Below are 15953 nucleotides of genomic sequence, written 5' to 3' on the forward strand. Positions count from 1 at the left end.
TGCAATTTTTAAATATTATAGTATCATAAATATACAACTAAATAAGTAAAGAAATAATTGATGTTCGGGAAAAGAGTTAAAATCTCTTGCTGTCCCAGCAACTGTGATGTGGATGAAAGTTACAATAACCATTGAAGGAATCTTTGAGAAGGGTAGCTAGTAAAAAGAAACTAAGCCAGGAAACCGGTCATTTATTTCATTAGAATTATGTTATTCCTGGGGAATGAATTACAGAGTTATTTAAATTATTATTTAAATTATTTTTTAGTTTTAATAATATCAATAGATAATTTCCAAAAATTTTCAGCATCCCTAATTTTAGCGGTTGCTTTTTTAGTTGTAGACAATTTAATAAAAAGTTAGAAAGGAGATCTTATGGCAAAGAAAAAGATATATTATGATGAATCAGTTTCTCCTTTTGAATATTTTCAAAATGGGATGCACGGTAAAATGCGGTCAGTTAATTGAAATGTTATTAATGATGAGAAAGATTTAGAAGTATGAACACGAGTAACCCAAAACTTTTGATTACCAGAAAAAATTCCAGTTTCAAATGATTTAACATCATGACATAGTTTAACTACAGAATGGCAACAATTAATTACTCGCACCTTTACCGGTTTAACCCTATTAGATACAATTCAAGCAACGGTTGGGGACCCGGCCCAAATTGCTAATTCCTTAACTGATCATGAACAAGTCATTTATACAAATTTTGCTTTTATGGTAGCTGTTCATGCACGATCATATGGGACAATTTTTTCAACTTTATGTTCAAGTGAACAAATTAATGAGGCTCATGAATGAGTTATTAATACTGAAAGTCTCCAAGAACGAGCTCGCATTTTGATTCCATACTATTTAGGGGATGACCCTTTAAAGTCAAAAGTAGCGGCCGCCTTAATGCCCGGATTTTTATTATATGGTGGTTTTTACTTACCATTCTTTTTATCAGCGCGAGGAAAATTAAGTAATACTTCTGATATTATTCGCTTAATTTTACGCGATAAGGTAATTCATAATTATTATAGTGGTTATAAGTATCAAAAAAAGATTGCTAAACTATCTACTAGTGAACAAAAAGAAATGCAAGATTTTGTTTTCAAATTATTATTTGAAATTTTGGCTTTAGAAGAAAAATATTTAACAGAACTTTATGAAGGATTTGGATTAGTTGAGGATGCCATTTGTTTTAGTCGTTATAATGCTGGGAAGTTCTTACAAAACTTAGGTTATGAATCACCCTTTACCTCAGAAGAAACTCGGATTGCGCCAGAAATTTTTACGCAACTGTCAGCTCGTGCTGATGAAAATCATGACTTCTTTTCTGGAAATGGTTCTTCATACATTATGGGTTTTACGGAAGAAACCGCTGATGAAGACTGAGAATTTTAAGATGAAAAATAATTTAAAAATAAAACAACCGCAAGGGGAACCTTATGTTGTTTATTTTTCATCGACATCAAATAATACCCATCGCTTTGTTGAAAAATTAAAAATAAATAATAGTCGGATTCCAATTGACTTAACAACACCTTTGCTAGTTAACAAAGACTATATTTTAATTGTTCCAACTTATGCGGCTGGGGGAAATGATTGTACAGGTGCTGTACCAAAGCAAGTAATTAATTTTTTAAATACTAAAGAGAATCGCCAATATTGCTGTGGGGTTATCTCATCAGGCAATACAAACTTTGGTGATACTTATGCAATTGCGGGACCGATTATTTCTAATAAACTTAAAGTACCTTTACTTTATCAATTTGAATTATTAGGAACAAAAACTGATGTACAAACAGTACAAAACATTTTAAAAAAATTATGACAAGAAGGGGAGAAGTATGACAAAGAAATTTAAATTAAATGATAAAGACATTAATGAAGAATACATTACCTTAAATGCCAGAACAAAACTTTTTGAAAAAGGGAAAGATAATTTTAAATTTGATCAGTTAGCAGCAGAGTCATATTTAAAAAATGTAATTATTCCTAACAGTAAAATCTTTGAGACTGTAACTCAACGAATTAATTATCTTGTAGATAATAACTATTATGATAAGGATTTAATTAATCAGTATTCGATTACTGCAATTGAAGAATTAACAAAATTAGCACAAAGCTTTAATCATCGTTTTCCAAGTTTAATGGGAGCCTTAAAATTTTATAACTTTTATGCTTTAAAAAGTTTTGATAGCAAAGAATACTTAGAGAGTTATGAAGAAAGAGTTATTATGAATGCTCTATTTTTTGGCAATGGCAATATTGAAACTGCTAAAAAAATATTAAAACAAATAATGCTTGGTCGTTTTCAACCAGCAACTCCAACTTTTTTGAATGCCGGTAAACAACAACGTGGTGAATATATTTCTTGTTATTTATTACGGATTGAAGACAATATGGAATCAATTGCTCGTGCTGTTACTTCATCGCTGCAGCTTTCCAAAAAAGGGGGAGGAGTAGCGTTATGTTTAACTAACCTAAGAGAGTTTGGCGCCCCAATTAAAAACATTGTTAACCAAGCAACTGGTGTAATTCCAGTGATGAAAATTTTAGAGGATTGTTTTTCATATGCTAACCAATTAGGGCAACGCCAAGGAGCGGGAGCAGTTTATTTAAATGCTCACCATCCTGATATTATCTTATTTTTAGATACGAAAAGAGAAAATGCTGATGAAAAAATTCGCATTAAATCTTTATCGCTTGGTGTAATCATTCCGGATATTACTTTTGAATTAGCTAAAAAAAATGAACAAATGGCTTTGTTTAGCCCCTATGATATTGAAAGAGAATATCATAAACCAATGAGTGATATTTCAATTACAAAAGAATATTATAATTTATTAAATAATCCAAACATTAAAAAAACATTTATTAATCCCCGTAAATTATTTCAAATGATTGCGGAACTACACTTTGAGAGTGGTTATCCATATTTATTATTTGATGATACTGTTAATAATCGCAATGCTCATCCCGGCCGAATTGTAATGAGTAATCTTTGCAGTGAAATCGCGCAGGTAAGTACTGCTAGTGAATATAATTCTGATTTAAGTTTTCAAAAAATAGGGGATGATATTTGTTGTAATCTTGGCAGTTTAAACATCGCCAAGATGATGGAAAGTGGATCAGAGTTTGCAGAGACAGTTCAATTAGCTATTGAAGCCCTTGATCATGTTTCGCGAAAAAGTGATTTATCTTCCGCCCCATCAATTGCCCAAGGGAATAAAAAAAACCATGCCGTTGGTTTAGGTGCAATGAACTTACACGGTTTTTTGGCAACTAATCATTTGTTCTATCATTCCCCTGAAGCAGTAGACTTTACCAATATCTTTTTCTATACGATAGCTTATTATGCTTTTAAAGCTTCCAATCAATTAGCTAAAAAATATGGATCTTTTGCTAACTTTGAAAATTCAAAGTTTGCTGATGGTAGTTATTTTGAAAAGTATACTGCTTGTGATGAAAAAAAATGAACACCACAAACCGAAAAAATAATTAATTTATTTAAACAATACGATATTAAAATTCCAACCCAACAAGATTGACTTGATTTAGTCGAAAAGATAAAAAGCAGGGGGTTAGCAAATTCCCATTTGTTAGCAGTTGCACCAACCGGCTCAATTAGTTATCTTTCTTCATGTACACCTAGTTTGCAACCAGTTGTAGATGCAGTAGAAGTTCGAAAAGAAGGAAAATTAGGAAGAATTTATGTTCCTGCTTATCAAATTAATTTTGATAACATGGAATATTATACTTTTGGCGCTTATGAATTAGGTCCAGATCCAATTATTGATATTGCTGCTGCTGCCCAACAACATGTAGATCAAGCAATTTCATTAACATTATTTATGACTGAGAAAGCAACTACTCGTGACTTAAATAAAGCTTATATTCGAGCTTTTACAAAAAGATGTGCATCAATTTATTATGTTAGAATTCGCCAAGAAGTTTTAGCCGATAGTGAAAATTATCAATGTGATGCTTGTGTAATTTAAAATTAAAATCCCATTAAAACTATAATTGCAAAATAAAAACTTTTAATATCCTAAAATATTAAAAGTTTTTTGGTTTGAGTTAATATATAATTAAAGCGTAAAGACAATTAATTGTTATTTTCTGCTAATATAATAGCAAATTAAAGGGTCAGAGAAGACCGAATAAAAAAAGTGGTTGTTGTAAAACCCATATTTTATAAGCATTCTAGAAGACTGAAATCATTCAGTCTTTTTTACTGCTTAAATTGTATATACACTAAATTCTTGGGATTAGCTAAAGCACTTAATTATCGATATGTTCCTATTGATAATCTCCTTTCTGATTGAGTCCATTTAGAATCTTACAAATAATAATATGGTTAGTCTCAAGAATTTAGTGTATATACGTTGAAGGGAAGTGCAACAGGAACATTACTTTTTTAATATTTTATATGATTAATATTTGGTAACTTTAATAATTATTAATAAATTAGATAATTTATTTTTCACTTGTATTTCACCTCATTTCATATTGAAAATTGTTCTTTACCAAATAATTAGTCATATAAAATTAAATATAAAATTAAATATAACTATAAACATGTGTCAAAAAGTCAGTTACAAACTATATTAAATATTAACAACTATTATTGTTTTATTATTGTTTTATTAAAACAATATTTTATGCGCGCAATTTCAAAATTAAACATATCAAGCTTTAAAAATTAGGACGAAAGGAGTGCCTAATTATGAAAAGTGTTTTTTATTGCGTAAATTTTGATTTTTTCCCCTGGCGACACATCAATGATTAAAAACAAAGATTTTTATGTTGATTAAAAAACAGTGAGTGGGTGTTGCTGAAAAAATCAGTGATTCCAATCAGTGACAACAACATTGATTGGGGCTTAGTTAGGAGTTTTAACATGGCAAAGAATATTTACAATCTATACATACTAAATTCTGAAATTTATCATCGTTTAGAAAATAAACAGGGTAAAGTAATAGGATATTTCATAAATAATCCATGTGTTAATTGTGTTAATTTGGAAGTATTTTATGTAAAAGCTAATTGAGTTTTTAATGATGAAGGATTTGCCAATTGTTTAACGGTAGGAATTAGCGATGTTAATTTATATCCAATATTTTTAAAAACAGATCTGCAAAACTTAAAAGACTATAAACCAGGTAGTGAAATTATTAAAAATTTCATTTCTTCAAATAGTAAAAAACAAAATACAATTAATGAATTTCATCAAATGTATCAAAAAACAAATAGTTCTTTAAATAATACAAAAATAGATACAGAGCAATTATTAAAAGATTTAGAAAGTCTGTAGAAAGGAACATTCTAATTTGGAACAAATTAAAAAACAAGTTTTTCTAAATAAAAGATATTTAGTTAAATGAACTGAAAAGAAAACAGCATTTGCAGTTCAATCGCCAGTTAATCCTAAAGCTGTTATTTGGTGATCAAGAGAATGATTTCAAATCAGTAAAAAATGACCATGTGGAAGTGAAAATGCATGTTTAGGAGCTGGTGAAAATAATCCAGGACATATTTATTGCCCGACAGGTTATTTTGCAACAGCTTGCCTTTTTAACAGAGACTATGAACAAATAGTCTATGGTGAAAAAGGAGTTGAAGAAATTATTTCGATAAATGGTAAAAAACTTTTTGATGCATTTGAAGAAATGAAAAGAAATAATTCAAAACAATACTTACAACAAGCAATGCAATTACAAAATGCATTAGCTAACAAAAATGATACTTATTTAAATGTAGGAGGATATAACTAAAATGTCAAAAAGAACAGAAACATTAACTTTAAATAAATTTATTAAACAACTAAATTTAACTGCAGAAATTACTATTGAGCCTGAAACTAGACATGGGTACTTCTGTGTAAAGACAACATTAGAGGACTTTTTAATTAATAAAAATCATATTTACAACAATATTAAGGACAAAAAAATTAAACAAATTACATGAGATGGATCATTGAATAGTAATGGTTATGGAATAATTATTGAAATAGAGGGTGAATATAAATCATTTAAAGAAGAAGTTAAATTGACCCAAAAAGATTTTTTTAAATCTTGCCCTTATACAAATACTGAAAAAATCAAAAATGAAGATATTTGTAATAACTGTAAATCTCCAAGCGAATTTGATGGTGAGGAAGATATTCATAATCATATGTATGAGTGAATAGTTACGTCAGATGGTTTAGGAAAAATAGATCAATTACCAGAAGGAGAATAAAGTTATGAAGAAATCTGAAAATTGTAATTTTTGTAATAAAAAAATAGGACATGGTAATACAGTTAATAAATTTAATATGATAATGCATTATTTATGCTATAAAAAAATACAAAAGTGAAAGATAACATTAAGTTGTTAATAGATATTCTAAAAAATCTTAAAAAAGGAAAATAGAAATATGACTAAAAGAAATTTTTTAAAATTAAATAAAATGAAAAAAATAACAAAATATAATTCAAGAGACATTAATAACTCAGATTTTTTTAGAAATTTGGGATCAACAATTTCAGTTTCAATATTTATCTCTTCAGAGTATAAAATATTTCTTTTAAAACTAATTTTTGAGAATTATGATTATTGATCCAATCCAAAAATATTTTTAAAGAAATTAAAAATGCAGCAAAATAAAATTTTAAAAAATAAAGAACTTATCTTAATAAGTAATTATAATAATCAAAAAATATTAAGTATATTTTCTTTTATTAGAGATATCATAGAGTTAAATTTATTTAAAAATTCTAGTTTTTTTGAAAATTTGGAATCAGTAATTTCAAACTCAATACTTATTAATTCTGGTTATAAACCTTTTATATTAAAATTAATTTCTGAAAATAAAAAATATTGATCAAATAATCAAATATTTCTGGAAGAACTAGAAAAATCATATAAAAAAATTATAAGAAATGAAGAAAGAATTTTAGCAAGTGACTATAATAAAGATGAAATTTTAAATATGTATATTTTTATAAAAACATTAGTAGAATTTAATCTATTTGAAATCTATTAATTATTTTTCAATCTTCGTTAAATATACAATTAAACAATATAACAGCAAATCAAGGCCATGTTTTAATTATTCCTTGTAATCTATGTAATTGTTCATTTGTATCTTTATTTATTTCTATATCTTTTAATACTAATCTATTTTTATTGAAATAAACTTTATCCAAAATATATGAAACATTTTTAAGAGAATATGTTTTATATACTATATCTTTTATTCTTTTATCTACAATTGATTCTTCAAATAAAATAAATGATGTGTGATTATGCTCCGTTCTTGTTAAAAGTGGAAATGGATAATATAGAGTTCCTCCAAAGCTATTGTTTTTATCTAATGGATTTGAAAATGTATTAATTCTATTTGTTCTTGTACGTTTTCCTGGTGCAATCTCTAAATATTTAGATTTACTTCAAGGTTTGATAATAGGTACTAAATCCCCAATTTTTGAATAGATATCTATTGTTATTTCATTTTCACTATATTCATTTTTTCATAAACTAAAAAAATTAATAAATTCAGCTTGTAAATCAAGTAAAAAACTTTTTGGACTATTTGAATTTCCATATCCATCAGATAATCTAATTTCTTCAAGTGTCTCATTAATAATGATTTTAGTAATTTCGTGAATTGAAATAAATCTTAACTCAGCATAAATTAAACGAATTATAAAATCTTGTTTAGAAATATTATTTTCAAATAAAATCCTATTATTCTTATTTTTAAACATAATTTATCATCCTTTTAAAAATTATATCAATATTTTATATAGAAAGTAGGTGCTAAATTGAAATATTTAGTCGTGTTAGAATCACCTAACAAAATATCCAAAGTAAAATCTTATTTAGAAAAAGTATTTCCTCAGCATAGTTTTCTTGTAAAGGCCTCAATGGGTCATATTACAGAATTAGTAATTAAAAATGAAAAGTATCCATTGGGAATAGAATTAGATACTATGACTCCAATATTTAATGTTGTCGAAAACAAAAAAGATACTATAAAACAATTAATTAGTTTTGCCAATGAAGTTGATAAAGTTATTTTAGCAACTGACCCTGATCGTGAAGGAGAAGCTATAGCATGACATTTACAAGAGCAATTAAAATGTCAAAATAAAACAATTAGATTAACTTTTAATGAAATTACAGAAAAAGCAATTGAAAATGCTTTTAACAATCCAGGACAATTAGACTATCAATTAGTTAATGCTCAACAATCACGGCAAATGATTGACCGTATTATGGGGTTTAAATTATCTAATTTATTACAAAAAGCTGAGAATTTAAAATCTGCTGGGAGAGTTCAATCAGTAGCTTTAAAGTTAATTGTAGATACAGAGTTAGAAAGAAAAGAACATAATAAGTTAGAGTACTGAACCATTAAACAAGAATATAAAGATAAAAACGAAATTGAATTATATTTAGATCAAGATGGTAAAGAAATTGTGAAAGATAAAGTTCTCAATTCACAAGAAAAAGCAGAAGAAGTTTTATCTAAAATTACTAATAATTTAGTTGTAAAAGAAATCATTGAAACCGAATTTAGCAAAAACATTTATGATGCATATACAACATCAAGTATTTTGCAAGATGCAAATATAGATCTAAATTATTCTAGTGAAAAAACAACAAATTTATTGCAACATTTATTCGAAAATGGATATATTACTTATCCACGAACAGACTCTACAAGACTTAACGATGATTTTGTACGAGCAGTCCATAAATTTATTGCAACAAATTATGGCCAAGAATATGTTGGTCAATATAAATCCGGTAAGACTAAAGAGAATGTTCAAGATGCCCATGAAGCAATTCGCCCAACAAATATTAATTTAACACTAGATAAAGCAAAAAAAGAAATTGCTAATTACGATGAATATAAATTATATGAATTAATTTACATCAATACCTTATATGCTTTAATGGCAAATGAAACTGGTGTTAAATATAAAGTATTATTTTCTAATAACGGATATACTTTTAAATTAAATTTTAAAAAATATCACTTTACTAGTTATTATGATTTACAAGAAATAGTTTTAGATAATTTTGATTATCATTTTAAAGTTGGAGAAATGATAACTTTAGAATCAGAATGAATTGCAGAACAACATTTTACAAAACCAAGCCCTCGCTATACTGAGCATTCTTTAATTAAAAAACTTGAAATTGCAGGGGTTGGAAGACCTTCAACATATGCCACAATTATGAGAACCTTAATTAACCGTGAATATATTAAATTTGATAATAAAAGCATTTATCCTACTGAAGATGGTATTAAAGCCCATAATTTATTACAAAAATATTTTTCAAATATTATTAATGAAAAGTATACGGCTGATATGGAAAAGGTATTAGACAGAATTGCAGATGGAGAAATTAATCATATTGAATTTCTAAAATTATTTTATAATAACTTTATTTTAGATTTTAATAATGCAACAAGCATAATTTTTAAAAATTCAGTTAAATGTAGTAAATGCGATGTTGGTTATATTATTCAACGTAAGAGTTATAAGGGTAATTATTTTAAAGCATGTAGTAATTTTCCGGCTTGCAAGAATATCGTAAGTTAGAATAGGAGATAATCATGCCAAATAATGACTGAGTTGAATTAAAAGAGTTATCAACCGAATATTGTCAGCAAAGTTTACTATGCACTAGAAAAATAAAGTTTTATTCCAAAAAATTAAAGAAAGGACTTTGTGATAATCATTATGATCAACTATGTAAAGTATCCAAAATTAAAAAGTAAAAGTAATTTTAATAGTTGGCCAATGGTAAAACAACTTTAATTACAAAATGTTGAGGTTATGTTGTTGGAGCATATGAAAGTATTATGTTAGCAGCTAATGAATTTCATAACCAAGATTTAAATAATAGACTAAATGAAATATTTTGCTTAGAAATTGAGAAAATTAATAGTATTAAAAACATTATTAATAATAAAAAAATAAATAAGTTAATTCCTGTTGTTCAAAATAAAGATAAATATCAAAACTGTTTAGATGAAACCGGGAAATATCCAAAAGAAATGGAAACATTAGAAATTAATAATTTTCTGGATATTTATAAAATAGATAATGAGGTGCAAAATGGTAACAGTTAAAGAACGTTTAAAAGAATATAAAGATAAGCACTATGGCAAAGATGGATATTGTACATCCGAAGATATTGAACAATGTGTTTGCTTAGAATCAATGCTGTATCGGGCATTAAAAATTTGTGAGCAAGAAATTACAGAAAAGGACATTACAATTAATACTAAAAATATGTGTATAGATTCTGCAAATAATTATATGTCAATTGTTATTAAAGAAAATGAGCAATTAAAAAAAGATAATGAAAAAATGAAACAAAATCAGTTATTTCATAAAGATTTTGATGGTGTTGAAACATATTTTGGTGAAGGAGATTGGCTGGGTTATACAGAACAAAGACCTTGGATTCAAATGTATAAAATAAAAAATTTCCCGATATGTGATTGTTTAAAACCTTGTGGATGATATTTAGGCCATTATTGAACTCATAGTGAATATTTGAAAAAGAAAGGAAAAAAATAAATGGATAAATTATTAGAACCAATTTTAATGCATTATGGGGATAAGCAAATTACCCAAGCTATTGAAGAATTATCAGAGTTAATTAAAGAACTTTGCAAAAATATTAAAGGAGAGGAAAATAAGGATCAAATTAAAGAAGAAATGGCAGACTGTTATGTAATGTTAGAACAATTAAAATTATTATTTAGTTTTGATTCAGAAGATATTAAAAATATCATGCTTAAAAAATTGCATCGAACGATTAGACAAGTTGATCAAGAAGTTCAAGCGAGAATTAAAAAGGAGAGTAATTAAAATATGGAAAATTTAAATAATAAACTTGATCACAGACATTATTGATGGATAAAAAATACTTTATTTCGCCATTATACTAAAGAACAAATTTTAGATGCTTTTAATAAAATAAATATTGCAGTTCAAAAAGCAAAAAAGGGCCAAGAAATTATGCCCTGAGCAAATGATACCGAATTAGATCGAAAACATTACTGATGAGTTAGAAGTACTTTGTTTAAACATTATGAATATGAAATTTTATTAAGTTTAATTAATAATTAAATTAAGATATTAGGAACACATGTTTAACATGTGTTTTTAATTAATATTCTAAAATATTTTAAAAATTATAAATTTAAATATCAAAATGTTATTCACTTTTAAAAAATGAATTATATAATGCAATTGTCAAGAATTAGTTTGTATATTCTCTTGACAAATAATTGAGTTTAGTCTATCAATTAGAGCCAGGAGGTGAAAATATGGCAATAAAATGAAAATCAAAAAGTCCAGAAGGTAATCGTTTTCATAATACAGATGGAACATTTGCAAAAAAACCAACAAATAATGATGTTGTTAAACCAATAATTAATCATGATATACCACCCAAAAATAAAAAATAGTATAATGTTATATTAGATGATCAAAAAATATACGCATACAATTTTTACCATATGCGTGTATTTTTTTATTTTATATAATATTTATATTACCTATAATATATTAATAAAAAAACTGATATATGATTAATTATAAATATTAAATTTTTAATTAATTATATATTTATGATAAAATATTTTTGTTTATAAAGTAGATTGGACAAATATATGAAATTAGTTACTTTAGATGCAATAATTCCAAGAGATGATTTTGAAACTCTGGAAGAAGCATCAAATAATACAAGAAATAAAACAACTATATCAATTGAAGATTTAAAAAATGATTCATTTTTCTTTCTAAATTTACGTAAACCAGATTTTCAAAGGGAAACCAATGATTGAAGCCCCCAAAAAATAGTAGGACTTGTAGAAAGTTTTTTAAAAGGGGATTTAGTGCCTGCTATTATTTTATGAAAGAATAAAAATGGCTTGATATTTGTAATTGATGGTTCACATCGTCTTAGTAGTTTATGCGCATGAATTAATGATGACTATGGAGACAAGGATATTTCTGCTAAATATTTTGACAATTATATACCTGAAGAGCAAAAAAAGATTGCAGAAGATACTAGAACATTAATGAAAGAAAAAGTAGGTTTATTTTCGGATTATTATAAACAGACTGGGCAAACTCACGATAGTAAAAATTCAAATATTAATCTGTACCTTAAAAATTTAGGTTCTATTTCTATTCAAGTTCAATGAGTTGAAGGTGATTCAGATAGAGCAGAGCAATCATTTTTAAAAATTAATCAATCTGCCTCTCCAATTTTGCCAGCAGAATTAGAACTTATTCAATCAAGACATACCCCTCAGTCTATTGCTGCAAGGGCAATTTATCGTGCGGGAAAAGGCCATAATTATTGATCAATGTTTTCAGAAAATACTCAAAAATTAATTAAGGATTATGCAGAAAAAATTCACTTATTTTTATTTAAAACTGGAACAGTTTCTAAATCAGATTTAAGTTCATTTGCCATGGCAGGTTTATTATCATCAGGAGATTCATTAGGTATTATTTTACAAACAATTAAAATATCAAATGCTTTAAAAGATAATCTTGAATATGTTGAAAATAAAACAATTGACGAAAGAATTATAATAAAATATATGAAAAATACTTTAAAATTACTTGAAGTAATAAATTCAAATCAAAAAGGTTCTTTAGGTCTTCATCCATATGTATATTTTTATTCAAGTAATGGGAAGCACAAGATTGGATCATACTATGGATTTTTATTATTAGTTAAAGAATTAAATGAACAAAATAAATTTCCTGAATTTATTAGAGCTCGTGAAAAAATTGAATTAATTTTAGTAAAATATCATTTTTTAGTTCAGCAAATTATAAGAAAAAATAGAAGTACAAGTAATTCATATGTAAATGTGGCAAACTGATATAGACTTTTAATAAATGAAATAATTTCTAATGAAAATGAAGAAATAGATAATATAGTAAAAAAATGTATTCAAAATAATCAAAATTTTAGTTATTTAAATTTAGCGATTACAGATAATGAAGATAACTCAACTAGAAAAGATTTTTCACGAGGTCAAAAAAATATTATTAAAATGCAAACATTATTTGATACTCTTCCAAAATGCAAAATTTGTAATGGATATGTTGATATGAATTCAGCTTCAATTGATCACATTAAGAGAAAAGCAGATGGAGGAGAGGCTAATTTTAATAACGGTCAAGTAACACATATTTATTGTAATATGTCCATAAAAAAATAATTTTTTAAAACGTTCAAATTCTTTCATAGTATAATATTTGTGTAGATGACCAAATGACACATGCTACGATTTTTATCGTATGCATGTGTTTTTTATTTGGTAAAGAACAAAAATGAATGAAAGGATATAAATATGACTTATCAAACAACAATGTCGGCGTTGATGTTTTTATCAATTGTTTTAGTAATTTATGAAATTATAGTTTTTGTTAAGTGAAATAAGTACTGTCAAAAAATATGATCAAAATATTTTCAAAAATGAGTTAATAGCAAACCTGAATTAAAACAAGAAATTCAAAAGTTAGATGAAGAACAAATTTGCAAAGCTAAAAGAGAAATAAGGGTTAGACTAATTTTTAATTTAATAGTATTAGCAATTGCAATAATTGGTGTTATAGTTTTTGGAGTGCTAAGTTTTAATGGATAATCAAGAAAAAAAGAAATTTTGAAATAAATCTAGAAAAGAATCTTTAATTAACTCTATTATTATATTTCCTTTTGTTTTAGGAATTGGGGTTGTGATAATTCCATTTTTGAAAGTATGAAAAATGGAAGGGTTTAAATTATTTAAATATTTTGATTTTTTATGATTGTTTATTAAAGAAAATCCGGTTTTTATAACTTTGCTATGTGTAATTCTAACTACCATTTTTTGAACTATAGCTTTTACTATTATTTTAATTAAAAAAGAATTGGAAAAAGTTTATATTAAAGAAGTAGATTCAACTGAATATGGTGCAGCAAAATGAATAGTTAATGAACTAAAGGAAAAGGGAAAAATAGAATCTTTCAATGAACTATATCCTAGTTATAGTCTTATAAATTCTGAGCAACCTGGTTGAGCAACAAGATTTATTAAAAACAAAAATGAGTTAGTTTTTAACATTCGAGATAATACGCATGTCGTATGTTTAGGACCAACAAATTCCGGAAAGTCTCAAAAAATCGTAATGCCCTCAGCAATTTATAATGCAAATTTGGCTTCTGACAAACAACCATGTATGGTTTTTACTGATCCAAAAGGAGAGTTATATCAAAATCTTTCTAAACCATTACAAGAAAAGGGATATGAAGTATTAACCTTAAATTTACGTGATGCTAAATTATCCTCATCTTGAAACCCGCTAGCTATTGCATTCAAATATTATTATGATTCAGTTACATTAAATGAACAAATTCAGATGGTTAAATTCAATAACTTAGAAGAGTTAAAAGAAAAATTGAAAGACATTAAGTGCTATGATCATGAAGAAAGTTTTTGTTATGATTGTTTAAATTCACTAGAAGAAAAAGGACAAATTGCTATTTTTGAAAAGATGTGATTTAGAAAAGTAAGTAAAGCAGAGTTGCTTTGTGAAACAATGAAACGAGAATTAAAATCTTTTGCTATTGAAGAAATTAATGATTTAGTTTTAACAATTTGACCGTTAAAAGGGAGCGACAATGATCACTTTTCTACAATGGCCGGAAGTATTGCCAAATGTTTAATGCTAGGGATGTTAGAAATATTGGATAAAGACCCAAATGAATTGACACTAGAAATGTTCAATTTGCCAACTATCGGAATTTTGGCATCAGACCGCCAAAAAATGAAACAATGACATAATTCTTTACCTCTAAAATCAATGGCCCGAATAATTGGTTCAAATGCCTTGAAAACGGGTGATAAAGAACTAGGTTCTATTTTATCTACGTTAGATAAAGGACTACAAATTTATCAAGATATTGGAATTCAGACTATTGTTTGTAAAAACGAAATTGATTTATTTGCATTTACTGATAAGCCAAAAGCTCTATTTCTAATTGTGCCTGATGAAAAAACTAACCGCCATATTTTTGCCAGTTTAATTGTTTCTCAATTATATAAAGCAAATGTTCTGATAGCAAATTCACAATCTAATAAGCGTTTGCCAAGAGACATCCAATTTTATTTAGATGAATTTGGGAACATGCCAATGATTCCAAACTTTCAAGGATTCGTAACGGTTGCTCGAAGTCGAGGGATGTTCTTTTTACTTATTTTGCAAGACTTTTTACAATTAGACCAAAAATATGGAAAAGAAAATGGGGGGATTATTCGCTCCAATTGTAACTTAAACATTTATATTCAAACAAATGATACACAAACAGCCGAAATGTATTCAAAAATTCTAGGTGATCAAACAGTAGAAGTTGTCAGTTACACAACTAGTCGCGATCCAAAAACAAAGAAAATCATTAAAAACCCACCACAAACTAGATTAGAAGGAATGCCATTAATTAAAGCCGGGGATTTGATGAAACTAAAAAATCCTTATGGAATTATTTTTAGTTCGAAAGAAAATCCAGGATTAGTTTACATGGAATCAGCCTGAAAATTTGCTAAGGAATTTAATCTAGGAAAAGAACGAAAAGAAAAAGAAATTAATACTGTTGATTTCTTAAATGACTACTTTTTTGATTTATTTTCATATGTTCCCGGTAAAAATAATATTGATGTTGATATTTTGGTCAAACAAGAAACAGAAAGAGAGATTTCACAAAGCAAAGAAAAGGTTGAATTACCAAATATTACAAGCTTACTAGCTAAAGCACCAAGTGAAAGAACACCCGAAGAACGTGAAATTGTTGCAAAATATCGCAACATTCAAACCAAAATAAATAAAGAAGAAAATAAAAATTTAATAAATAAAAATAAGCAAGATTTGAAATAAATCTTG

General features: G+C 26.6%; 17 protein-coding genes and 1 riboswitch. Of the genes, 16 read left to right on the forward strand and 1 reads right to left on the reverse strand.

Features of this window, described 5'->3' with window-relative positions; genetic code table 4:
- Positions 1-41 precede the first annotated feature (41 nt).
- A riboswitch (cobalamin riboswitch) is annotated at positions 42-206 on the forward strand.
- 169 nt (positions 207-375) lie between these two features.
- From nrdF to SSYRP_RS02265, 7 genes are all read left to right on the forward strand, one after another.
- Positions 376-1395: a class 1b ribonucleoside-diphosphate reductase subunit beta gene (nrdF, locus tag SSYRP_RS02235; protein ID WP_016340677.1), complete on the forward strand. Its 1020-nt coding sequence runs from the start codon at positions 376-378 to the stop codon at positions 1393-1395.
- Positions 1376-1858 carry a class Ib ribonucleoside-diphosphate reductase assembly flavoprotein NrdI gene (nrdI, locus tag SSYRP_RS02240; RefSeq protein WP_051090649.1) on the forward strand — a complete coding sequence of 161 codons (483 nt, stop codon included), beginning with the start codon at positions 1376-1378 and terminating at the stop codon, positions 1856-1858. The genes nrdF and nrdI overlap by 20 nt, the downstream gene beginning before the upstream one ends.
- Positions 1842-3995, forward strand: a complete 2154-nt coding sequence (nrdE, locus tag SSYRP_RS02245) for a class 1b ribonucleoside-diphosphate reductase subunit alpha (protein WP_016340679.1) — start codon at positions 1842-1844, stop codon at positions 3993-3995. Before nrdI ends, nrdE begins: the two co-directional genes overlap by 17 nt.
- A gap of 902 nt (positions 3996-4897) precedes the next feature.
- Complete coding sequence (locus SSYRP_RS02250) at positions 4898-5311, forward strand: hypothetical protein (protein ID WP_016340680.1); 414 nt, start codon at positions 4898-4900, stop codon at positions 5309-5311.
- Positions 5312-5327: 16 nt separating this feature from the next.
- Positions 5328-5771, forward strand: coding sequence for a hypothetical protein (locus tag SSYRP_RS02255; protein ID WP_016340681.1), 444 nt, complete (start codon positions 5328-5330; stop codon positions 5769-5771).
- Between the two features lies 1 nt (position 5772).
- Complete coding sequence (locus SSYRP_RS05230; protein WP_016340682.1) at positions 5773-6237, forward strand: hypothetical protein; 465 nt, start codon at positions 5773-5775, stop codon at positions 6235-6237.
- A gap of 178 nt (positions 6238-6415) precedes the next feature.
- Complete coding sequence (locus SSYRP_RS02265) at positions 6416-7024, forward strand: hypothetical protein (protein WP_016340683.1); 609 nt, start codon at positions 6416-6418, stop codon at positions 7022-7024.
- Here SSYRP_RS02265 and SSYRP_RS02270 read toward each other — a convergent pair.
- Positions 7002-7748, reverse strand: a complete 747-nt coding sequence (locus tag SSYRP_RS02270; protein ID WP_016340684.1) for a hypothetical protein — start codon at positions 7746-7748, stop codon at positions 7002-7004. The two genes, SSYRP_RS02265 and SSYRP_RS02270, sit on opposite strands and share 23 nt — an antisense overlap.
- Positions 7749-7820: 72 nt before the next feature.
- On the opposite strand from SSYRP_RS02270, the gene topA reads away from it, so the two are divergent.
- The 9 genes from topA to SSYRP_RS02310 all read left to right on the forward strand — a co-directional run bounded on the left by topA (position 7821) and on the right by SSYRP_RS02310 (position 15947).
- Positions 7821-9596 (forward strand): type I DNA topoisomerase, encoded by a 1776-nt coding sequence (topA, locus tag SSYRP_RS02275; protein WP_236608058.1) that lies wholly within the window; start codon positions 7821-7823, stop codon positions 9594-9596.
- A gap of 194 nt (positions 9597-9790) precedes the next feature.
- Entirely contained in the window at positions 9791-10129 is a 339-nt protein-coding gene (locus tag SSYRP_RS02280; RefSeq protein WP_016340687.1) for a hypothetical protein, read from the forward strand.
- Positions 10116-10583: a hypothetical protein gene (locus SSYRP_RS02285; RefSeq protein WP_016340688.1), complete on the forward strand. Its 468-nt coding sequence runs from the start codon at positions 10116-10118 to the stop codon at positions 10581-10583. Before SSYRP_RS02280 ends, SSYRP_RS02285 begins: the two co-directional genes overlap by 14 nt.
- Complete coding sequence (locus SSYRP_RS02290) at positions 10584-10877, forward strand: nucleoside triphosphate pyrophosphohydrolase family protein (RefSeq protein ID WP_016340689.1); 294 nt, start codon at positions 10584-10586, stop codon at positions 10875-10877.
- 3 nt (positions 10878-10880) lie between these two features.
- Entirely contained in the window at positions 10881-11138 is a 258-nt protein-coding gene (locus tag SSYRP_RS02295; protein WP_016340690.1) for a hypothetical protein, read from the forward strand.
- A gap of 200 nt (positions 11139-11338) precedes the next feature.
- Positions 11339-11479 carry a hypothetical protein gene (locus tag SSYRP_RS05220; RefSeq protein ID WP_016340691.1) on the forward strand — a complete coding sequence of 47 codons (141 nt, stop codon included), beginning with the start codon at positions 11339-11341 and terminating at the stop codon, positions 11477-11479.
- Positions 11480-11683: 204 nt separating this feature from the next.
- Complete coding sequence (locus tag SSYRP_RS02300) at positions 11684-13255, forward strand: GmrSD restriction endonuclease domain-containing protein (RefSeq protein WP_016340692.1); 1572 nt, start codon at positions 11684-11686, stop codon at positions 13253-13255.
- Positions 13256-13387: 132 nt separating this feature from the next.
- Positions 13388-13681 carry a hypothetical protein gene (locus SSYRP_RS02305; protein WP_016340693.1) on the forward strand — a complete coding sequence of 98 codons (294 nt, stop codon included), beginning with the start codon at positions 13388-13390 and terminating at the stop codon, positions 13679-13681.
- Positions 13674-15947 (forward strand): type IV secretory system conjugative DNA transfer family protein, encoded by a 2274-nt coding sequence (locus SSYRP_RS02310; RefSeq protein ID WP_016340694.1) that lies wholly within the window; start codon positions 13674-13676, stop codon positions 15945-15947. Before SSYRP_RS02305 ends, SSYRP_RS02310 begins: the two co-directional genes overlap by 8 nt.
- The last annotated feature ends 6 nt before the right edge of the window (positions 15948-15953 follow it).

Origin of the sequence: Spiroplasma syrphidicola EA-1, from assembly GCF_000400955.1 — a bacterium.
In the GTDB taxonomy this organism is placed as follows: domain Bacteria; phylum Bacillota_I; class Bacilli_A; order Mycoplasmatales; family Mycoplasmataceae; genus Spiroplasma; species Spiroplasma syrphidicola.